The organism is Vibrio sp. 704 (genome assembly GCF_033339295.1).
The window spans coordinates 1-503 of record NZ_JAWOUH010001087.1 but is presented as its reverse complement, the minus strand read 5'-3'; the positions used below and the strand labels follow the sequence as shown (position 1 = coordinate 503).

Annotated in this window: 1 protein-coding gene; it reads left to right on the top strand. The window is 46.9% G+C overall.

Translation table 11 applies throughout. The features are described from left to right. Window positions 1-405 (top strand): response regulator transcription factor (locus R7R24_RS30790; RefSeq protein ID WP_318120726.1); only part of this gene is annotated, 405 nt, incomplete at its 5' end. Window positions 406-503 lie beyond the last annotated feature (98 nt).

Genomic DNA, 503 nt, shown 5'->3' with positions numbered 1-503 from the left:
CTGGATGGCTATCAAGCGGGGGCCGATCAATACATTGGTAAGCCATTCAATGTTGCTGAGTTGCTAATGCGCATCAAAGCGATCCTGCGTCGAGTGGGCTTGGAGCGTCAACGCCAAACCATTTGTAATACCGCCCAGAGTATCAGTGATCAGCTAACCAGCTTACCGTTGACTAGCACTGAAGCGGATCTTTTGAGCCATTTGGTTAAGAATCAAGGCGTGGTGATCTCCAAAGCAGAGCTACAGACAGAAGTGTTGAAAAAAGAACTCAGCCCGTTTGATCGCAACCTAGATATGCACATCAGTAACATTCGCCGAAAATTGGTTGAAGCGGGCTTATCTAATCAGCACATCAAAACGTTTCGAGGCAAAGGCTACAGTTATTTAGAATCTGTGGGCGCGTGATGAAGCTGGTGTGTCCATCCTACATAGCAAAACGCAAAGACAGCCTTGCGTTTAAGCTTTTCAGTTACATGACCGCGATAGTCCTCAGCATTTTGCTG